The 19,407-nt window shown below is 74.6% G+C and carries 17 protein-coding genes; 7 read left to right on the forward strand and 10 right to left on the reverse strand.

Annotated features, from left to right (window positions below; all coding sequences use genetic code 11):
* Window positions 1-162: 162 nt before the first annotated feature.
* From OOK41_RS03185 to OOK41_RS03215, 7 genes are all read right to left on the reverse strand, one after another.
* A complete protein-coding gene (locus OOK41_RS03185) occupies window positions 163-1,212 on the reverse strand; it encodes a glycoside hydrolase family 26 protein (RefSeq protein WP_266262905.1) in 1,050 nt (349 codons plus the stop codon).
* A 79-nt stretch (window positions 1,213-1,291) separates the two neighbouring features.
* Window positions 1,292-2,827: a lipopolysaccharide biosynthesis protein gene (locus tag OOK41_RS03190; RefSeq protein WP_243639486.1), complete on the reverse strand. Its 1,536-nt coding sequence runs from the start codon at window positions 2,825-2,827 to the stop codon at window positions 1,292-1,294.
* Window positions 2,815-3,675 (reverse strand): sulfotransferase, encoded by an 861-nt coding sequence (locus OOK41_RS03195; protein ID WP_266262906.1) that lies wholly within the window; start codon window positions 3,673-3,675, stop codon window positions 2,815-2,817. The genes OOK41_RS03190 and OOK41_RS03195 overlap by 13 nt, the downstream gene beginning before the upstream one ends.
* On the reverse strand, window positions 3,672-4,901 hold the full coding sequence (locus OOK41_RS03200; RefSeq protein WP_266262907.1) for a hypothetical protein: 1,230 nt from the start codon (window positions 4,899-4,901) through the stop codon (window positions 3,672-3,674). The genes OOK41_RS03195 and OOK41_RS03200 overlap by 4 nt, the downstream gene beginning before the upstream one ends.
* Window positions 4,901-6,388, reverse strand: coding sequence for an O-antigen ligase (locus OOK41_RS03205; protein ID WP_117668236.1), 1,488 nt, complete (start codon window positions 6,386-6,388; stop codon window positions 4,901-4,903). The genes OOK41_RS03200 and OOK41_RS03205 overlap by 1 nt, the downstream gene beginning before the upstream one ends.
* Window positions 6,385-7,377 carry a DUF3048 domain-containing protein gene (locus OOK41_RS03210; protein WP_117668237.1) on the reverse strand — a complete coding sequence of 331 codons (993 nt, stop codon included), beginning with the start codon at window positions 7,375-7,377 and terminating at the stop codon, window positions 6,385-6,387. Before OOK41_RS03210 ends, OOK41_RS03205 begins: the two co-directional genes overlap by 4 nt.
* Entirely contained in the window at window positions 7,374-9,200 is a 1,827-nt protein-coding gene (locus tag OOK41_RS03215) for a lipopolysaccharide biosynthesis protein (RefSeq protein ID WP_266262908.1), read from the reverse strand. Before OOK41_RS03215 ends, OOK41_RS03210 begins: the two co-directional genes overlap by 4 nt.
* A gap of 204 nt (window positions 9,201-9,404) precedes the next feature.
* Between OOK41_RS03215 and OOK41_RS03220 the strand changes: the two genes are divergently transcribed.
* A complete protein-coding gene (locus OOK41_RS03220) occupies window positions 9,405-10,337 on the forward strand; it encodes a hypothetical protein (protein ID WP_266262909.1) in 933 nt (310 codons plus the stop codon).
* A 17-nt stretch (window positions 10,338-10,354) separates the two neighbouring features.
* On the opposite strand, the gene OOK41_RS03225 is transcribed toward OOK41_RS03220, so the two are convergent.
* On the reverse strand, window positions 10,355-11,335 hold the full coding sequence (locus OOK41_RS03225; RefSeq protein ID WP_266262910.1) for a sulfotransferase: 981 nt from the start codon (window positions 11,333-11,335) through the stop codon (window positions 10,355-10,357).
* 247 nt (window positions 11,336-11,582) lie between these two features.
* On the opposite strand from OOK41_RS03225, the gene OOK41_RS03230 reads away from it, so the two are divergent.
* From OOK41_RS03230 to OOK41_RS03245, 4 genes are read left to right on the forward strand one after another with little or no spacing between them, the layout of a single operon-like run.
* Entirely contained in the window at window positions 11,583-12,023 is a 441-nt protein-coding gene (locus OOK41_RS03230; RefSeq protein ID WP_117668241.1) for a UDP-N-acetylglucosamine--LPS N-acetylglucosamine transferase, read from the forward strand.
* Between the two features lie 56 nt (window positions 12,024-12,079).
* Window positions 12,080-12,616 (forward strand): glycosyltransferase, encoded by a 537-nt coding sequence (locus OOK41_RS03235; protein WP_117668301.1) that lies wholly within the window; start codon window positions 12,080-12,082, stop codon window positions 12,614-12,616.
* Window positions 12,604-13,569, forward strand: coding sequence for a sulfotransferase (locus tag OOK41_RS03240; RefSeq protein WP_117668242.1), 966 nt, complete (start codon window positions 12,604-12,606; stop codon window positions 13,567-13,569). Before OOK41_RS03235 ends, OOK41_RS03240 begins: the two co-directional genes overlap by 13 nt.
* Window positions 13,566-14,489 carry a glycosyltransferase family A protein gene (locus tag OOK41_RS03245; protein WP_266262911.1) on the forward strand — a complete coding sequence of 308 codons (924 nt, stop codon included), beginning with the start codon at window positions 13,566-13,568 and terminating at the stop codon, window positions 14,487-14,489. The genes OOK41_RS03240 and OOK41_RS03245 overlap by 4 nt, the downstream gene beginning before the upstream one ends.
* A 3-nt stretch (window positions 14,490-14,492) precedes the next feature.
* Here OOK41_RS03245 and OOK41_RS03250 read toward each other — a convergent pair whose 3' ends face one another.
* Window positions 14,493-15,623: a hypothetical protein gene (locus OOK41_RS03250; protein WP_266262912.1), complete on the reverse strand. Its 1,131-nt coding sequence runs from the start codon at window positions 15,621-15,623 to the stop codon at window positions 14,493-14,495.
* Window positions 15,624-15,705: 82 nt separating this feature from the next.
* Window positions 15,706-16,536, reverse strand: a complete 831-nt coding sequence (locus tag OOK41_RS03255; RefSeq protein ID WP_266262913.1) for a 3'(2'),5'-bisphosphate nucleotidase CysQ — start codon at window positions 16,534-16,536, stop codon at window positions 15,706-15,708.
* A 232-nt stretch (window positions 16,537-16,768) separates the two neighbouring features.
* Here OOK41_RS03255 and OOK41_RS03260 point away from each other — a divergent pair, with 232 nt between their 5' ends.
* Together OOK41_RS03260 and corA are read left to right on the forward strand one after the other, a co-directional pair.
* Window positions 16,769-17,863, forward strand: a complete 1,095-nt coding sequence (locus OOK41_RS03260; RefSeq protein WP_117668246.1) for a PLP-dependent aminotransferase family protein — start codon at window positions 16,769-16,771, stop codon at window positions 17,861-17,863.
* 371 nt (window positions 17,864-18,234) lie between these two features.
* Complete coding sequence (corA, locus tag OOK41_RS03265; RefSeq protein WP_266262914.1) at window positions 18,235-19,377, forward strand: magnesium/cobalt transporter CorA; 1,143 nt, start codon at window positions 18,235-18,237, stop codon at window positions 19,375-19,377.
* Window positions 19,378-19,407: the final 30 nt, after the last annotated feature.

The raw sequence follows: 19,407 nt of genomic DNA on the forward strand, positions 1-19,407 counted from the left end.
TGATCCTGGTGATCCCCGGCCGGGAGGCGACGACCGGGACACAAGTCTCTGCACCACGATGGCGCATGCGGCGCGCGGCGTCTACCCCGGGGTGCCCGTTCTGTCCGTCCATTCGGTCTATCCGCCCCCCGCCGGCCGGGCCGGTCGTACGCGGAGACGAGGTCACCGGGTACGTGGACCGTGCGCCGGAACCGGCGGGGGCGGCGCGGCGAACCACGGGTCGGCGGTCAGCTCCCGGAACGCGGCCAGCCCCGCCGGGTCCTCGTCGAACGTGCTGTCGTACACGGGCTTCGTGGTCTGCTTCGCGGCGAAGTAGACCACCGCCTTGATCTGCGGGTGCCGCTTGACGTAGTCGTGGGCCTCGCTCAGCCAGGCGGCGCGCTGGCCGGGCCCGCCCGGGTACGTCACCCCGAACTCGCCGATCATCACCGGCCGGGGGTGCTGGGCGGCGAACGGCATGAAGGTGTCCATCTGCTCGGCGAAGCCGTCGAACTCCTTGCCCGGGTACACGTCGGTGCAGAGCCAGTCGACCTGGTCGTCGCCCGGGTAGTACGCGGCGGCGTTGCGCTTCTCGTCGACGAAACCCTGCACGTGCGGGCACCAGACGAAGCCGGCGTTGGTGGCCCCCACCTCGGTGAAGATGCCCCGGATCCGCTTCCAGGCGGCGACGTAGTCCTCCGGGGAGTGCACGCTCTGGGTCAGGTTCGGGCGGTCCATCTCCCACCGCCAGCGCAGCAGCAGCGGCACCCCGAACTGCTTGATCTTCTCGGCCCGCTGCCGGATCAGCTGGTCGTACACCCCGTCCCGGATGGACCGGGTGTCGGCGCCGGACCAGGAGATCATCTGGAGCTTCCCGGCCGCCTGGAACGCGTGCTCGGTGGGGCCGGGGAAGTCGTCCTCCCAGTCGTGGAACATGTGCGCCAGGACGACCTCGCCCCGGGTCTGGTCCGCGAACGCGGTCAGCGCCTCGACCCGGCCCTCCGGGGTCTGCCAATCCGGCTTCACCCAGGCGCCCAGCCAGACACCCTTCTCGGGCAGTTCCGGGCCCCGACCGGTGGTGCGCAGGCCGTCCGCCGCGCCAGGGCTCGTGGCCTGCGCGGTGGCGGTCGGCGCGGCCGGTGGCGGCACGAAGTCCGGAGCCGCCTCGGAGCACGCCGACACGGCCAGCGCCGACCCGAGCAGGAGCACCACCGCCGTCTGGAACCGCTTCATCGTTGCCGCACCTTCCTCGTGCTGAGGCCACCGGCGCGCCGGTGGTGGACGTTTCGTGGACGGGCCCGTGGCAGGGACCTCAGCGCCGCCGGCCCCGGCGCAGCGCCCGCAGCGCGTCGAGCTGGAGCACCCGGCGCAGCCGCCACATCCCGGCGGCGTACCCGGCGGCGCCGAGCACGGCCAACACCGCCAGCGTGACCGGCCCGGCGTCGGCCACGGTGCGGGCCAGCAGCGCCGGCACGCCGAAGCAGGCCACCGCCAGCCCGGCGGCGGCGAGCGTGCCCCGGCCGAACGGGTGCAGCCGGTACGCGTGGTGCAACTGGAGCAGCGGCACCAGGTTGGTGATCAGGATGGACGCCGACCAGGCGACCGCCGCACCCATGATGCCGAAGCGCGGGATGAGCAGCACGTTGAGCACCACGTTGACCACCGTGCCGGCCAGCGCGTTGTAGAACGTCCAGGACGTCCGGCCGGCCATGTTGAGCACCGTGTCGACCATGCCGCAGCCGGTGGCCACCAGCATGGTCAGCGCCAGGAACACGGTCACCCGCCGGCCGGCGGCGTACCCGTCGCCGAACAGGTGCAGCATCGGCTCGGCGAAGATCGCGAAGAGCAGGTACGCCGGCCAGGCCAGCAGCACCAGCCACCCGGTGGCGGCCTGGTAGAGCCGGCCGGCGGCGGCCCGGTCGTCGCGGACCAGGTGCTCGGCCAGCCGGTGCTGCACGGCGGTGGACAGCGCCTGCCCGGAGAGCTGCCCGAGGGCCAGGAACCGGGTGGCCGCCGTGTAGAGCGCCGCCTCCGACAGCCCGCGCAGCGCGCCGAGCAGCACGATGTCGAGCCGCTGCACCGCCATCTGGGCCAGCCCGCTCAGCGCCCGGGGGCCGCTGTAGCGCCAGTACGGCCAGAACTCGTCGCGCAGCGACACCGGCGGGGCCTGCGCGCCCCGCTCGGCCCGCCGGACCAGCCGGGCCAGCCATACGGTGCCGAGCAGCGCGGCGGGCAGGTAGGGCAGCGCCCAGGCCAGCGGCAGGGCGGTGGTGGCGGAGAGCCCGAACAGGGCGGCCAGGCCCACCCCGAGCAGTTGCAGCCCGGTCCGGCCGAGCCGCTCGACCAGTAGCAGCGGGCGCATCTTGCCGAACCCCCGGCAGGCGGCCAACGCGAAGTCGCAGAGCGCGGCCACCGGCACGAAGACCAGCAGCACCCGCAGGGCCCGCACCGCCCCGGGCGCCGGCTCGTCGAAGGTCAGCGCCACGATCCGCGGGGCGGCCCACCAGCCGGCCAGCGCGATCAGCGTGCCGAACAGCACCACCGGCAGCAGCCCGACCAGCACCGACGCGCGGATGCGCTCCGGCTGGCCGAGGGTGCGGTAGCGGCTGAGGAAGTAGACCGAGCCGACGCCGGTGCCCAGCCGGGCCGCCGCGTACGCGATCATGAAGGCGCTGGTGGCGGCGAAGAAGAGGCCCGCGTCCGCCATGGACCAGGCCCGGGTGACGACGATGTTCAGGCCGAATCCGGCGACCGCCGCGACCGCCACCCCGAGCAGGTTCGCGACCCCGTGCCGGGCTGCCCCGCCCAGCTCGCCGGCCGGGGACCGGGCCGGCGTTACCGTCGCCACGACGGCACGCGTCCCCACCAGGTGCTCAACCGCTCGTCGTACGGGGCGAAGTGCTCCTCCAGCCGGGCCCGCAGCGCCGGGTCCATGGGCGAGCGGGACCGGGCGTTGTGCTTGCCGAACGAGATCTCCGCCCAGCGCGGCAGGCCGAGGAAGTCGCAGACCGCGTCGAACGCCGGCCGGGGGTCGGCGAAGAAGTCGTCCGCGTCGACCACGTGCAGCCGGTCCCGGCCGAAGATCGACTCCAGTCGTTCGAGCTGCTCGACGTAGCGACCCCGGGTCAGGTAGGCGTTGTGCTGGTAGTGGTGGCTGTGCGCGGTCGGGTCGGCGAGCAGCCGCTCCCGCTCCCCGGCGATCCGCTCCTCCTCCAGCTCCAGGGCCCGCTCGAAGCCCTCCGGCTCGAAGCCCCGGGCCGCCTCGTGCGAGTGCGCCGAGTACGCCCGCTCCACCGGGTCGCGCAGCAGCACCAGCAGCCGCACATCCGGCAGGTCCCGCGCGATCCGCTCGCCGGCCAGCGGGTGGAACATGTAGTACGGGCTCGACTCGCCGGTCACCCCGCGCACCCCGGCCCGCTCCCGGACCGCCTCGGCCCGGCGCACCGTCGGGAAGTGCCCCAGGTACCAGTCCATCCCCCGGTCGTAGCCGGTGTCGAAGTAGTGCACGCCCTTGTGGTAGACCGCCGGCAGCACCGCCGGGTGCTGCGAGAGGGTCTTGAACAGCGACGTCGTGCCGCACCGCTGGGCGCCCACGATGAGGAAGTCGGGGGCGAGCCGCGACCCGGCGGTCCACCGGCCGTACGTCCGGCTCACCGACCGCACCGCGCGCCGCGCCTGTGCCTTGACCAGCGTCACTTCGCCACTCCTCCCGCACCAGGCCGACCGGCCAGGTGATCCTCCACCGCCGGCAACAGCCAGTCGGCCACGTGTCCCAGCCGGGCGCCCGCCTCGGCCTGCCGGTCGCGCAGGTACCGCGCCGCCAGCTCGACCAGGTAGAGCACCGCCACCAGGTCGGCCGCCCGGGCCGGCTGCCCGAACTCCGTCAGCGTCCCGGCCGCGTCGACGATGAGCCGCCCGGCCGCCGCGCGCGGCTCCACGCCGGCCCGGGTGATCGCCGTCTGCACCCGACGGTGCAGGGCGTCGAAGCCGACCGGCACGTCGTCGGCGAACCGCTCCCAGTCCCAGACCAGCACCCGGCCGTCGGCCAGGGCCGCGCTGTTGCCGCCGTTCCAGTCGCCGTGCCAGGCACCGAGGTCGAGCACCGGGTCGGCCCGCCGGACCTCGGCCAGCACGGCGCGCAGCCGGGCCGCCTCCGGCCGGTCGCCGAGCGCCGCCAGTTCGTCGGCGAGCCGCCGGGCGTGGGGGCTGTCGGCGTACGACCGGCGGTCGATGCCGGCGCAGCGGCTCACCGCGACCATGGCGGCCCGCTCGGCCTCGGCGGCCCGCGCGGGGGCGGCCCGGGGCAGCCCCACCGGCAGGGCGCTCTGCACCAGCAGGGCGTGCCCGCCCCAGGCGCCGTGGTGCAGCACCTCGGCCACTCCGATCCCGGGCAGGTCGAGCGTCGCCAGCCGGCCCAGCGCCGCCGCCTCGGCCGCTACCAGCGCCCGGGTGAGCGGGTCGACGCCGAGCTTGGCGTACCCGATCGGGGTGCCGGCGGCGTCGAGGAGCTGAACGACCGGCTTGCGGTTGGCCCGGGCCGGGCCGATGTGGATGCTCAGCAGCGCCGGGCGGCCCAGCACGGCGGCGAGGTGCGCGTCGAGCCCGTCGGCGGCGGCGTCGACCACCAGTCGGTCCCGGAACGCGAGCCGGCCCAGCCCGGTGCGGAACGCCGTCGCCAGCACGGCGCGGCGCAGCCGGGCCTTCGCCCCCTGCGCCTCGGTGGAGTGCCGGACCGCGCCCGCCGCCGCCCGTCGGGAGCCGGCCGGGACCAGCAGCCGGGGTCGCGCGGCCGACGGCACCACCGCGAACCCGGCCCGGCCGCCGCGCCGCAGCGCCGGCTGGGCCGGTTCCGGCCAGACCACGCCGGCCAGCTCGGGCAGGTACGTGCCGCGCGCGTCCGCGCCCGGGGGTGGGATGAGCATCAGCGGGACCACCGTTCCGGCCCCGCGCGCGGGGCCGTCGTCTCCGGTGCGGCGAACCGGGCCTCGCGGCGCAGTTCGCGCAGGTGCAGGTCGTTGCGGGCGAGCAGCGCCACGCTGATCAGCCCGTACGCCAGGGTGGTGTTCAGCGAGCCGTAGAGGAACTGGAAGAACAGCATCAGGATCAGCACCAGGCTGCCGGCGATGCCGATCGGGGTGTGGTCGTGCCGGAACCGCCACAGGCACCAGAGGAAGAACGCGCTGTAGCAGAACGCGCCCACCCACCCCTGGCCGACCAGCAGGTTCCACACCTGGCCGTTGCTGCCCAGCTCCCGGTTGCCGCACTGCTTGCAGTCGGCCGACTTGCCGATCGCGATGGACCGGTTGCTGCCGATCAGCGCCCGGTTGCCGCCGTAGCCGAGCACCGGCGAGTGGTTCGCCGCCTCCACCGCCCCGTTGGACAGGGTGGCCCGGATGTCGTCGCTGTGCCCGTTCGCCATCCGCTCGTTGAGCAGGGTGCCCAGCGGCGAGGCGAGCACCGCCACCCCGACCAGGCCGGTGGCCAGCGCCAGCCCGACCAGGACGACGATCCGGCCGCGCAGCGCCATCCGCACCGCGACGTACACCGCGCCGACCACCAGGCCGATCCACAGCCCCCGGTTGAGCGAGTAGACGATCGGGAAGATGGCGGCGGCCACCACCAGGTACCCGGTGAGCTTGCGCGGCCCCCGGCCGAGGACCACCCAGCCGACGATGAACCAGATCAGCAGGATGGCCATGTTCTCGCCCCAGGTGTTGGTGTACTCGAAGGGGGCGGCCGGGCGGGGCGAACTGGCTTCCCCGGCGAGCACCTCCTGCACCTGGGCGACCTCGACGTGCATCAGCCGGTTGACGAACGGTTCCTTGGCGATGGCGGCGGGGAGGATGTAGTTCAGCGGCGCGACGAACTTGAGCTGGGGAAACAGCGCGCCGACATACCCGCCGACGACGGTGATCACGGCCATGAAGCCGAACAGCTTCACCAGCCGCTTACGCGGCAGCTCGCGCTCGCTGAGGTTGAGCACGTACAGCATCGTCACGGTCAGCGCGGTGTAGTTCATCACCCGGATGCCCCAGCCGATGTACCGGCCGAACCCGTTCGGGGTGAGCGTGTTGGGCGCGGTGATGTCGAGCATCAGCCCGGACAGCACCACCCAGGCCAGCAGGATCAGCCAGATCCCGAAGCCCGGCGGCACCTTCACGGTGCCGCGCCGGTAGAGCTGGAAGGCCATCGGGACGGCCAGGATGGCGAAGATGAACGAGGGTAGGCCGAGCGCCCACCACAGCGGGTACAGCACGAAGAGGGCGGTCACCGGCCAGGCGACGGGCAGCCGCAGCGACCAGCGGCGGGTCGCGCCGGGCGGCGGGCTCTGCGGCGGGTCGGCCGGATGGCGGCCCGCCGGTGCCGGCTCCGGCCCGGGAACGGACCGCAGCGGGGCGGCCGTGGTCATGTCACGCTGACCTTGGCGGTCTTCGGGGCGTAGATCACCCAGGCCGGGCCGGGCTGCGGGCGGACCTGGTAGCCGGCCGCGTCGGTGACGTTGCAGACCAGCTTCTGGCCGGGCTTGCTCCACTGCGCCCTCGCGCTGGACGGCCCGGACACCACCACCGCGGCCCCGGACCCGTACACGTTCGCTCCCGGCAGTGAGCGGGGACTGGGCTTGCGGACGTCGATGGTGCGGTACTCCATCGTCAGCACGACCACCGCGGCGACGCTCACCGTGGCCTTGCCGACCCGGCCGCGCCACAACGAGCTGGCCGCGTCGTACGCCCAGGTCTGGGCGGGATGGCCGGGCGCGGTGACGGTCAGCTTGCCGGCGGGGGTCACGCCCTGGCTGGCCAGCGGGGCCCCCGGGGTGGCGTGGTCGAAGACCTGGGTCGGCGCGGCGCCGCCCTTCGGGGCCGCCTGCCGCAGCGCGGCGACGGACGCCTGGCCGGACGGGAACGCGGCCGAGCGTTGCGCCGGGGTCACCCCCGGCAGTTCCGCCGCCTCGAACTGGCGGAGGAACCCGGTGGGCCCGCCGGCGTAGCCGACGAACGGGTGCAGCACGCCGACCGTACGGATGTCCACCGGCCGGATCTCGGCGACCGGGCCCACCCGGGCGGCGTCGCGGGACTGGTAGACCGCAGTCAGGTGCAGGCTCTCCGACTCGGCGAACTCCTGGTAGACCAGGTCGGCCTCGGCCAGTCCGGCCGGGCTGGTGCCGGCGGTCACCCGCAGCGGCACCACCACGGCCTGCCGGGCGGCCGTCGCCGCCGCGACCGGCTTCCCGGACAGCGGCGCGGCCGGCAGGCTCGGGGTGGGGCTGGGCCGGGGCGCAGGGGAGCCCGGGTCCACCACGTTCGCCGCGCCGGGCGCCTGCTCCTCGGCGCAGCCGGCGCCGAGCGCGGCGACGAGCACGGCCGCGAGCGTCGTGCCCAGCGCCCGCCGGCGGTTCACTCCCGGTCCTCAAGCGGGTTGAAGGCCATGGTGTACCGGTCGGGGTCTGGGCCGTCGGCGTCCCGGGCGGAGCGGTAGACGGTGGACTTGCCGGCCGGCTTCTGCTGGGCTGCCGGCTTCGGCGACCCGGGCGACCCGGGCGGCGGGGGCGGCGGGGGCTGCACCGGCGGCGGCTTGGCCACCCCGGTCCGGGCGGGGGCCGGCTTGGCGGCGGTGTCCCGGGCGCCGGCGCCGGCGCGGGGCAGGATCATCGTGGTCTCGATGTTGGGCATGCCCGGCTGGGGCCGCCCGGCGGGCGTCGGCCGCGGGCGGGGCGACGGCGGGCCCAGCCGGCGGGCCGGCGGGATGGGCGGGGTGGGCTGGACCGCCGGGCCCCGGTCGGCCAGCCGGGGGGCCAGCACCGCGCCGAGGACCGGCGCGTCGACCTGCTCGAACTGCCGCATCGCGGCGGTGATCTCGCTGCTGCGGGTCTGCCCGCCCTCGACCACCAGGATCACGCCGTCCACGTGCCGGGCCAGTGCCTGCGCCTCCACCGCAGCCGTCGGCTGGGCCGTCTCGATCAGCACGTGGTCGAAGCGGGCGGCCAACTCGGCGAGGATCTCCAGCATGGTGGCGACCGGCAGCTCCACCTCGGTGTCGAGGTTGCCCGGGAGCAGCACCCGGAGCTGGTTCAGGCCGGGGGCCGGGGTCAGCGCGGTGAGCGCCGAGACGTCGTGGCGCAGCACGTCGGCGAGGGTGTGCCGGGGCCGGACCCCGCCGAGCATCCCGCCCAGCGGGGAGTCCGGCTTGGTGGTGACCACCGCGACCTGGGCCCCGGTGCGGGCGTACGCCGCGGCGAGGTTGCCGACGACGAAGCCGGCGGCCGGGCCGGGGGAGGTGTCGGTGAGCAGCAGCAGACGGCCCCGCCCGGGCTGCGGCTCGGGCATGGTGGACAACAGCACGTTGCGCAGCCGGCCGAGTTCCCGGGAGACCTCGTGCGCCGCCGGCAGGACGGTCAGCCCGGTCGACCGGGCGGGCAGCTCCAGCAGCATCGGCAGGCCGAGCCGGTCGGCCACGTCCCGGCCGCGCCGGACCCGGGTGTCCAGCCGGTCCAGCACCAGGGCGACCACGATGCCGAAGAGCAGCCCGGCGCCGAGACCGCTGGCCAGGTTGAGGGTGGTGTTCGGGGAGCTGGGCTTCCGGGGCAGCGCCGCGTCGGAGATGATCTCGCCGGGGTCGAGCGCGGTGCTCAGCAGCGGGCTCAGCCGGCTGTTGAGGCTGGCGAGCTGGTTGGTCAGCACGTTCCGGTCGGCCTCGGCGCGGGCCCGCTCGACCGAGTTGGACGGGGTCCCGGCGATCTTTCCGGCGACTGCGGCGAGCTGCTTGTTGGTCTCGGCGATCTGCTGCTTGAGCGCGGTCGTCTCGTTCTCCAGCGACCGGGTGGCGGTGGCCAGCCGCAGGTCCAGGTACGCCTGGGCGAAGGAGTGCGAACCGGCCTGCGCCGCCGCGGGGCTCTGCGCCTCGTACACGATCTGGAGCACCTGGCTGTTCGGCGGCACGGTGACCGACAGCGAGCGGACCAGGTCCTCCGGCGGGATGGTCGTCTTCAGCAGGGCCCGGGCCCGCTCGGCCACCACCAGGGAGCGGACCACCTGGGCCTCGGTGTCCAGGTTGACCTTGGCGCCCTGGTTGGCGTCCGGGCCGACCTGGCGGACCAGCAGCGACGTGGTCGACACGTACGTGCGGGTCTGCACCTGGCTGACCAGCATGCCGGCGCCCGCGCCCAGCAGCGCGGCCACCACGAGGATCCACCACCGGCGGCGCAGCCACTCAAGGTAGGTCATCAGCGTGGGGCCGTCTGAGTCGCGCAGATCGGTGTGGTGAGGCGAGGGCATCGGGCTGTGTCGCTTCCTTTGGACCGGGACCGGCCAGTCGGCCGTGGCGGGCGGCACCACGGCGGAACCCTGAGTCTCCCTGATCCGGGCGACGAGGGGAAGCCGACGAAGGTGCGCTTCTCACCCGGCGGGGCGCGGGGGCAGGATGGGTGGGTGCGGTTTTGCTACCACATCCAGAGCCACCGGTCGCCCGAGCAGATGAACCGGCTGGTCCACGCCGTGAAGCGGTACAGCCCAGACAGCGTGGTGCACATCAGCCACGACGTCAACGGCCCCCCGCTGGACCTCGCCGAGCTGCGCTCGCTGCCCGACGTCGTCGTGCAGACGCACGAGGGCGGCTACGGTGACTTCAGTCATGTCGACCGCTACATGGCCGCGGTGGACTGGCTGAACGACGAGGGGGTGCGGGTCGACTGGCTGGCGAACATCACCGGCCAGGACTACCCCCTGCGGCCGCTCGGCGAGTGCGAGGCGGAGCTGGTCGGCTCGGGCGCGGACGGGTTCATGGAGTACTGGGACGCGTTCGGCCCGGACAGCCACTGGCCGAGCCGCCGGGTCCGGTCCCGCTACCACTTCCAGCACCGCCGGCTGCTCCCGCTCACCCCCCGGGGCAAGAAGCTGCTCCGCCCGCTCCAGGCGGTCAACCGGGTGCAGCCGCTGGTCCGGGTGCACGTGTCGTACGGGCTGGCGGTGGGCCGCCGGGCCCGTACCCCGTTCGGGCCCGACCTGCGCCTGCACGGCGGGTCGGCGTTCACCTCGCTGAGCTGGCCTGTGGTGGCGTACCTGCGGGAGTACTTCGACCGGCGGCCGGACGTGGTGTCGTACTTCCGACGCTGCCTCTCCCCGGTGGAGGCCGTCTTCCAGACCATCGTGTGCAGCTCCGGGCGGTTCGACCTGGTGCCGGACTGCAAGCGGTACTTCGACTTCCGGGGCAGCACCTTCAACCACCCGAAGTCGCTGACCGCCGAGGACCTGCCCAGGGCGCTGGCCAGCGGGGCGCACTTCGCCCGCAAGTTCGACTACGAGCGCGCCCCGGAGCTGCTGGAAACCCTGGACGCCCACCTGGCCGCCGCCGCCCGCTCCTGAGCGGCGCGGCGGACCGGTCAGCGGTAGCCGTAGCGGCGGCGCAGCGGCCAGGTCAGTGCGCCGACCAGCCGGCGGTGACCCGGGGCGTACTCCCGGCGCCACCTCTCGTCCAGCGCCAGGGTGATCGAGCCGCTGCGCATCCGGATCCGGCCGCCGGCGACCGCGTGTGATCCGGCCTGCTCGAACTCGTTGTCCCGTAGGAACTCCAGCGGGTCCACGACGCCGGTCACGTCGGCGGTGAGCGCGGCGATCCGGCCCAGCTCGGCGCGCGGGTCGCGGACCAGGTCCTCGTACCGGACCGTGACCCGGGGGACGCCGCGGCGGGCCAGCGCGGCCACCATCGCGTTGACGGTGACCCAGCGCCGGGCGGTCAGCCGGGCCGAGCGCTGGTTCATCCGACCCTTGGTGGAGGTGCCCTCGGGCAGCTCGACGACCTGGCTCCAGGAGTACGCCACCCCGCGCGGGTCGCGCAGCACGTGCACCAGCCGCAGGTCGATCTGCGGGGCCCGGGCCAGGATGTACGCCAGCGAGGGGCGCTTGGTCGAGTCCACCACCACCTTCGCCCCGGACACCTCGGCCACCGCCCGGTAGAGCTTCGCGAGCAACTCCGTGTAGCGGTCGAGGTCGCGCCGGAACGCCGGGGACATCCGGGGGCCCACGATCAGCGGCAGCCGGCCGGTCGCGTCGACCCGGCGTTGCAGCGCCAGCACCTCGGCTACGTCGACCCGGGACCACCCGCCGTACGCCCGCTGGCCGACCTCGCCCCAGAACGGGCAGGCGTCGAAGTGCTCCCCGCAGGCGCAGCGGAAGTTCCGCTCGACGCCGGACTGCCACAGGTAGAACAGCTCGCCGACGTCGCAGTGCCCGACGAACTGGCCGAGCATCAGGTCGAGCAGGGTCGAGCCGCTGCGCGGCATCCCGCAGACGTAGAGGACGGTGACCGGGTCGGGGACCGCCCGGGTGCCGCTGCCCTGCGCCGCCTCGGCCGTGTCGGTCATCCGCGATCCTCTCGCCCCGGTGGATGTCAGCGGCAGTCTAGGCACGGGACGGCGGAGTGAGGCATTGGCGGAAGGGCCGCAGCCAACCATCCGACAGGTCCGATGGTGGTGGAAGCCACTTATGTTCTCTGTGGGGTGGCCGATACATTGTGGCGGCGCCGCGCCGTCCGGTCGACCGCCCTCGTCGGGCGCGTCCCGGGGCGCGGCCGGGCCGTGGGAGGCGGGTGGCGTGGAGTCTGGTGAAGTCATGCTCGTCGGATCCAGCGGCGGGCACCTCGCGCAGTTGGTGGCGCTGCAACCGTGGTACCGCGACCGGTCCCGTTCCTGGGTCACGTTCGACACCCCGGACGCCCGGTCGCTGCTCGACGGCGAGGACGTGGTCTGGGCGCACCACCCGACCACCCGCAACGTGCGGAACCTGGCCCGCAACATGTGGCTCGCCGTCCGGGTGTTCCGCGGTCGGGACGTCGCGGCGGTGGTCACCACCGGAGCCGGCGTCGCCGTGCCGTTCGTGGTGGTGGCCCGGCTGCGCCGCATCCCCACCGTCTACATCGAGGTGTACGACCGGATCGACACCCCGACGCTGTCGGCCCGGCTGTGCCGGCCGTTCCTCTCCGCGATGCTCGTGCAGTGGGAGGAACAGCGCCGGCTCTACCCGAAGGCGACCGTGGTGGGAAACCTGCTGTGAGCCTGCCGGTCCCCCGCCAGCGCACCAACTCACCATTCCGGCGTACCGTGCTGGCCATGGTCGGCACCGACGTGCACCGGTTCGACCGGCTGGTCGAGTGGCTGGAGCGCTGGCACGCCGGCCGCGACGGCCTCGCCCCCGAGGTCCGTCTCGTCGTCCAGCACGGGCGCAGCCGCGCGCCCCGGCTGCCCGACGCGGCCCCGTTCCTGGCCCACGACGAGCTCCAGCGGGCGATGACCGAGGCCGACCTGGTGGTCTGCCACGGCGGGCCGGCCACCATCACCGAGGCGCGCCGGCACGGGCACCTGCCGATCGTGGTGCCCCGGGACCCGACCCGGGACGAGCACGTCGACGACCACCAGCAGCTCTTCGCCCGCCGGCTCGGCGCGGCCGGGATGGTCCGGCTGGTCGAGTCCGAGGCCGACCTGGTCGCGGCCCTGGACCGGGGGGTGGCCGACCCGCGGGTGTACGCGCTGTCGGCCGACCCGGGCCGGCCCGACTCCCGGGTCGCCGCCGCCACGGCGGTGGGCCGGATCGTCGAGGACCTGGTCCGGACCAGCCGGGAGCCGGGTCGGCGCAGGTGGTGGCGGTGAGCGCCCGGGTGCTGTTCGTCGGCGGCCTCGGCCGCAGCGGCTCCACGCTGCTGGAGCTGATCCTCGCCCAGCACCCCGACGTCTGCGCCGTCGGCGAGGTCGTCCACCTGTGGGAGCGGGCCCTCGGCGGCGACGAGCGGTGCGGCTGCGGGGAGCGGTTCACCGCCTGCGACTTCTGGCAGCGGGTCGGCGAGCACGCGTTCGGCGGCTGGTCGGCCGTCGACCGTGCCGACGTGCTCGCGCTCAAGGCCACCGTCGACCGGACCCGGCACATCCCCCGGCTGGCCAGGGGCGACCTGCCCGCCGCCGAGCTGGCGCAGGTGCGCCGCTACGCCGACCTCTACACCCGGATCTACGCCGCCGCGATGGCGGTGACCGGGGCACAGCTCGTGGTGGACTCCAGCAAGCACGCCTCGACGGCGTTCGCGCTGCGCTGGGCCGACGACCTCGACCTGCGGGTGCTGCACCTGGTCCGGGACAGCCGGGCGGTGGCGTACTCGTGGGCGAAGCAGGTGCGCCGGCCCGAGGTGGTGGACGCCGAGGCGTACATGCCGACCTTCTCGCCGTTCACGGTGAGCAAGCTGTGGACGGCGCAGAACGCCGCGTTCCACCTGCTCGCCACGCGGGCGCCGGTGGTCCGGCTGCGCTACGAGGACTTCACCGCCGACCCGCGCGGCACCGTCGCCCGGGTCCGCCGCTTCGCCGGCCTGGCGGACACCCCGGAGGCGCTGCGGGTGCTCGACCCGTCGCCCACGCCGCTGGTCAGGGCGCACAGCATCGCCGGCAACCCGCTGCGGTTCAACGCGGGGCCGCTGCGGGTCCGGCAGGACGACGCCTGGCGCACGGCCCTGCCCTCGCGCAGCCGGGCGGTGGTGAGCGCCGCGACGCTGCCGCTGCGGCTGCGGTACGGATACGTCGGCCTCGGCCGCCCGGGCCCCACGGAGGCACCATGACCCAGTCGCTGAACGAGCACCCGTCGGTGACCGCGGTGGTCCCCACCCGGGACCGCCCCGAACTGCTGCGCAAGGCCCTCGACGCGATTCTCGGCCAGGACCACCCGGGCCCGGTCGACGTGGTGGTCGTCTACGACCAGTCCGAGCCGGACCGCTCGCTGGCCGACGATCCCCGGGTGACGGTGCTGGTCAACGAGCGCACCCCGGGCCTGGCCGGTGCCCGCAACACCGGCATCCTGGCCGCCACCGGCGACCTGGTGGCGTTCTGCGACGACGACGACGAGTGGCTGCCCGGCAAGCTCGCCGCCCAGGTGGCCGCCCTGCGCGCCGCCCCCGACGGGGCGTTCGTGAGTTGCGGCATCCGGGTCGACTACGACGGCCGCCCCCCGGTCGACCGGGTGCTCCCGGTGGACCGGGTGCCGCTGGCGGCCCTGCTGCGGGACCGGCACACCGAGCTGCACCCGTCGACGTTCCTGATCCGCCGGGGCGCGCTGCTCGACGGGATCGGGCTGGTCGACGAGGAGATCCCGGGCAGCTACGCGGAGGACTACGAGTTCCTGCTCCGGGCCGCCCGGCACGCCCCGCTGGTGAACGTCGTCGAGCCGTACGTGACGGTGCGCTGGCACAAGCGGTCGTACTTCGCCCAGCGCTGGGAGACCATCGCCACGGCGTTGCAGTGGCTGCTCGGCCGGTACCCGGAGTTCGCCACCGTGCCGGCCGGCGAGGCCCGGGTCAGCGGGCAGATCGCCTTCGCCCAGGCGGCGCTGGGCAACCGGGGCGAGGCGGTCCGCTGGGCCCGACGCACGCTGTCCCGCAACCCCCGGGAGCCGCGCGCGTACCTGGCCCTCGCCGTGGCCAGCCGGGCCGTCGACCCCGACCGCGTCCTGCGTACGCTGCACAGACGCGGCCGGGGGATCTGAGCGTCAGGCGGCGCACCAGGCCCGCCACGCCTCCCGGCTCGGCGCGTCGGTGAGCCGGAAGTCGCCCCCGGCGACCTGGTAGTCGTAGTACGCCACCCACAGCGGGCGCTGACCGTCGAGGTACCGGCTCATGGCCCGGATCCAGGCGGCCCGCCCGGCGCCGCTGTCGCCGGCGATCCGGACGCTGCCGGTCTCGGCGAGCCCCCACGGCTTGCCCAGCGCCTTCGACTTGGCGATCATCGGGGAGAAGACCTGCGCCGGGTCCGTGTACCGGTTGAACTTGCCGCCGCTGTTGTAGCAGTCCCAGCCGAGCACGTCGATCGCGTCGCCGCCAGGCCAGTAGTCCTCGAAGGTGCGGTGCGAGCTCGGGTTGAGCGTCCAGCACATCAGGATCAGCGTGGCCCGCAGCCGGGCGTTGCCGGCCCGGTCGGCGAGGCCGGCGAGCCGCTGCCACGCGGCCCGGTACTGGGCGGCGGTGTACGAGCCCCGGGCGATGTCGTCCTCCGGCTCGTGGAAGTACGACCAGTAGACGTCCAGGTTGCCGGGGACGGAGCGGAACCAGGCGGCGAGCCGGGAGTCGTGCCGGCCGGCGGCCACCTCGCCGGGCGGCGCCTTGAAGGAGACCACCACGGTCCGGTCGGCGACGTCGGCGCGGCTGCCGGACCAGGCCGGCGGCAGGCCGGGGTAGAAGACCCGGACCATGCGCAGCGGACCGTAGCTGCGGTCGGACCGGGCCAGCCCGGCGGCGAAGCTCTCCCCGCCCTGGAGGTGGATGCTCGCCCCCGGGAGGGTGTTCCGGCCGCCCGGGAACGCGCCGGCCGTTGTCCCGTCGCTGGCGCCCGGGCTCGGCGAGACGGACCTCGGGCTGCTGCCGAAGCCCTCGTCGCCGCCCGGCGTCGGCCGGGCGCCGGGGGCGGCCGGGCCGAGGCCCGCGCCCTCGGACCCGGCGTCGGTGACCGTCGGGGCCGGCCCCCCGGGCAGGTCCCCGTTGGTGGCCAGGGCGACCGTGGTGCCCAGCGCGACCGCGCCGGCGGCCAGCGGGAGCAGCAGCCAGCGGCCGAGCCGGCGGCGCGGGCTGTCGGGCTCCGTCGGGGTGGGGGGCGGGGCGGGTGCGGTGGTGGGGCCGGGGCTCATGACCCTCCTCGGGGCGGCGGTGTCGGTGGGGCCGGGCGGGAGCACCACGACCGCGCCCGTCGGGCGGCGGCAGGGCCGCCGGTCAACGGTGACGGTCGATGGCGGCCAGCAGGGGCTCCGCGTGCTCCGGCCGGCAGACCAGCAGGTCGGGCAGGCGCGGGTCGTCCCGGTTGTAGCGCAGCGGCGAGCCGTCGATCCGGGACGCGTGCATGCCGGCGCCGAGGGCGACCGCGACCGGGGCCGCCGAGTCCCACTCGTACTGGCCCCCGGCGTGCACGTACGCGTCGACCTCGCCGGTCACCACCGCGCAGACCTTCACGCCGGCTGAGCCCATCGGCACCGCCCGGGCGCCGATGCCCTCGACCAGCTCGCCCACGAACGCGGGCGGCCGGCTGCGGCTCACCGCGATCCGCAGCGGCCCGGCCACGGCGGGCGCGGCGGGAACGGCGGTGCCGAGGACCAGCGGCCTGCCGTCCGGTGCGGTACGGGCCGGCATGCCGACCGCGCCGGCCACCAGCGCGCCGTCCGGGCCGGCGGAGCGCTGCCAGAGCGCCACGTGCACCGCCCAGTCGTCGCGCCCGGACTCGGAGAACTCGCGGGTGCCGTCGAGCGGGTCGATGATCCACACCCGGTCCGCCTCCAGCCGCGCGGGACGGGCCCCGGCGGTCGGGTCGCCGGCCCAGGCGCGCCGGCTGTCGGCCTGCTCCTCGGAGAGCACCGCGTCGGCGGGCCGCCACCGGGCCAGGGCGGTCGACATCAGGTCGTGGGAGACCTTGTCGCCGGCGTCCTTGAGCGCTGCCGGATCGGCGAAGCCCTGCTCCGCGCGCAGGGCGGTCAGCGCCGCACCGGCCGCGTCGGCCAGCCACTCCGCGAAGGCCTGGTCGTCGAGCCGACCCGTACCGTCCTCGGTCACGTGAACCTCACCACTCCTCGGGTGCCGGTGCCGCCCGTCGGCGCCGCGCGGAGGCCCATCCTTCGGCGGTCGCGGGGATGCGGCCAGGGACCGGTCCGATAATCGACACCTGAGTCTCGCGCACCACCGGCCGCTTCCGCGTCGGCCGTTCCGCCGCCGGTCCGCTGCCCGCATGTTGAACTTGGCGTGTATGCCGGTCGGACCGCCCGGGCCAGGCCCTAGGCTCGTCCGCATGACCGCCGAGCAGCTGATCTCCTTCGCCCGTGGGGCTCCCTCGCTGGACATCGTTGATGTCGAGGGGCTCAAGGCCGCCGCCGTCCGTGCCTTCGACGCCGATCCCGCCGGGGTCACCGCCTACGGCACCTCCGTCGGCTACCCGCCCCTGCGCAGGTGGATCGCCGAGAAGCACGGCGTCGAGGCCGACCAGGTGCTGGTCACCAACGGCTCGCTCCAGGCCGACGCGTTCCTGTTCGACCACCTGGTCCGCCCCGGCGACGCGGTCGTGGTCGAGCGCCCGACGTACGACCGGACGCTGCTCAACCTCCAGCGGATGGGTGGCGAGATCCACGGCGTGACGATCCAGCCGGACGGCCTGGACACCGCCGAGCTGCGCAAGCTGCTGGAGGCCGGGGTCCGCCCGAAGCTCGCGCACGTCATCCCGAACTACCAGAACCCGGCCGGGGTCACCCTGTCGCTGGAGAAGCGGCGGGAGCTGCTCGACCTGGCGGCCGAGTACGGCTTCATCATCTTCGAGGACGACCCGTACGCCGACATCCGGTTCCGGGGCGAGCCGCTGCCGTCGATGCTCTCGCTGGACACCCGGGGCGTGGTGGTGCACGCCTCCAGCTTCACCAAGACGGTCTGCCCGGGGGTGCGGGTCGGCTACCTGATCGGGGCGGCGGACCTGATCGCCGACATCGCGAAGAAGGCGACCAGCCTCTACATCTCGCCCGGCATGGTGTCCGAGGCGATCGTGCACCAGTTCTGCGTCTCCGGCGACATCACCCGCTCGATCGGGACGGTCAGCACCGCGCTGGGCGAGCGGGCCCGGGTGCTCGCCGAGTCGCTGCGCCGGCACCTCCCCGAGGCGCGGTTCGTGGAGCCGGACGGCGGTTACTTCCTCTGGGTGGAGCTGCCGGAGGACGTGCTGGTGGACCGGCTCGCCCCGGCGGCGGCGGAGCGGGGCGTGGCGGTGGTCAAGGGCAGCGACTTCGTGCTCGACGGTGGGCAGCACGCGCTGCGGCTGGCGTTCTCGGCGGTCACCGCGGACCGCATCGACGAGGGTGTTCGTCGCCTCGCGGAGGCGGTGGCGGCCGTCCGAGGCTGATCTTCTGTCAGATTTCTGACAGAAGCGCGATGCCGGCCGGGTCGGGACTCCCGCCCGGCCGGTCCACGGCCCACAATGCTGCGAGCGCCATTCACGTCGACCGGTCGACCTGCCCCGATGCGGGCCTCGACGCCCGACCGGTGGCGCACGCAGCACAACCCCCGCCCCCAAGGGCGCCGGGTGGGCCGTGTCGCCCCCTCACCCCCCTGACGCGGCCCGGCCCACCCGGCGCCGCCCCCATCCCGCGCCCGGGACGCCCACCGGCCACCCGCCGGGGCGGCGGCCGACACCGGCCGGCCCGCGCCGGGCCGGCGTACCCTGCAACCCGCGACGGCATGCGGCTGCCGCGACAGCGTGGGGAGGGGGTCGCCATGTCGGACCGGGCGGAGCGGAGCCGGGCCACGTCGCCGGACGGCGGGCGGGCGATCAAGCCGCGGGCCTGGGCCCCGGTGCGGGCGATGACCCGGATCCTCAACACCGACGGCAGCCAGCGCGTCCCCGAGCCGGCCGGGCCGGGGCGCAGCGCGGTGATGGACTGCGGGCTCTACGTCGACGGCAGGCGGCAGCCCGGTGAGTGGCACTACGCGGAGGCGCTGGCCGCGGCCCGCCGCGAGCGCGGGTTCGTCTGGGTCGGCCTGCACGAGCCCGAGCTGGCCGAGATGTCCGCCATCGCCGACACCTTCGGCCTGCACGAACTGGCCGTCGAGGACGCGGTGAAGGCCCAGCAGCGGCCCAAGCTCGAACGCTTCGGCGAGGTCGCGTTCCTGGTGCTGCGCACCGCCCGGTACTGCGAGCACGACGAGCTGACCGAGAACTCGGAGGTCGTCGAGACCGGGCAGGTGATGCTGTTCATCGGCCCGAACTTCGTGATCAGCGTCCGGCACGGGGACGCCTGCCGGCTCGCCCCGGTCCGCGCCGACTTGGAGGCCAGGCACGAACTGCTGGCGCATGGCCCCTGGGCTGTCGCGTACGCGATCACCGACCGGGTGGTGGACGTCTACCTGGAGGTGGCCGACCGGCTGGAGGACGACCTGGACGTGCTGGAGGCCGACGTCTTCGACCGCCAGGGCAGCGGCCGGATCCAGCGGATCTACCAGATGAAGCGGGAACTGGTCGAGTTCAAGCGGGCGGTGGCGCCGCTGCAACGGCCGCTGATGACCCTCACCGCCCAGGTCAACCGGGAGGTGCCGCAGGAGGTGCGGCGCTACTTCCGGGACGTGCAGGACCACCTCAGCCGCACCGTCGAGCAGGTCAACTCGTACGACGACCTGCTCAACTCGATCCTCCAGGCGCGGCTGGCCCAGGTCACGGTCGACCAGAACAACGACATGCGCAAGATCGCCGCATGGGCCGGCATCGCCGCGGTCTGGACCGCGATCGCCGGCATCTACGGCATGAACTTCGAGATCATGCCCGAGCTGAAAATGACGTACGGCTACCCGGTCGTGCTCGCCCTGATGCTGGTCGTCTCGCTGGCCCTGTACCGCTGGTTCCGCCGCAACGGCTGGCTCTGAGCCCCGTCGCCCGCCGGCGCCGCCCCGCCG

It is taken from the genome of Micromonospora sp. NBC_01655, from assembly GCF_026339755.1.
Classification (GTDB): Bacteria; Actinomycetota; Actinomycetes; order Mycobacteriales; family Micromonosporaceae; genus Micromonospora.